The 765-nt window shown below is 66.1% G+C and carries 1 protein-coding gene; it reads right to left on the reverse strand.

The window, feature by feature from the left end:
• Positions 1 to 765 (reverse strand): formylglycine-generating enzyme family protein (locus A9Q02_RS09955; protein ID WP_141508823.1); only part of this gene is annotated, 765 nt, incomplete at both ends.

Here is a 765-nt window from a genome sequence, read left to right on the forward strand (position 1 = left end):
GCACCCCACGGATAGTTCCGCCGCGTTTGCCTCCGCGCCGCATACTCCCACTCTGCCTCGCTCGGCAGGCGGTAGACAAAGCCATCGTTCAGGTACGCCGTCAGCCAGCGGCCAAAGGCCATGGCTTCATACCAATTGACCCCGACCACCGGAGAGTTCCCACGCCCGTGCCCGAACGCTTCGTCATCCCATGCCTCTGGCTGATCTTTGCGCTGCCGCCGCTGCCACGGTTCCAACCCCTCCGTGGCAGCATCATCGCGGGCCAGCCATGCCCGCCCAGCCGCATCCCACCAGGGGGCCGCTGGATCATACCCGCCCTCGGCGATAAACACCGCATACTGCGCATTCGTCACCGGGTAGCGCCCAATGGCGAAGGGGGCGAGCGTCACAGGGTGATCGTTGATCTCATTGTCAGGCCAGCGCCGAGCATCCTTTGCCATCGATTTGTTTCCTCGTTGCAGCCAGTACTGCTCCCAGGCTTGCCCGGCTGCCTCAGCCTGTTCCGGGGTGCTGCCTAGTACCAGGGTACCTCCGGGCAGTTCCACCATCGCGGGTGGCAGCGTGCCGACACCGGGGCGGGGGTCGCCGAGCTCAGCCAGGATGGCCCCAATCCGCACCCGATCACGGGCAGGCACCCCGGGTTCATGCAGCGTACCCACCATGGCCTGCGCCAGACGGTGCTTCAGCCCCCCAAAGAGCGCGTCACGCTCGGCGAGCCAGTCCCAGTTGAGATCGGCGGCGATTTCATGGGCCAGGAGCAGGTCG

It is taken from the genome of Candidatus Chloroploca asiatica (assembly GCF_002532075.1).
GTDB classification, from domain to species: Bacteria; Chloroflexota; Chloroflexia; order Chloroflexales; family Chloroflexaceae; genus Chloroploca; species Chloroploca asiatica.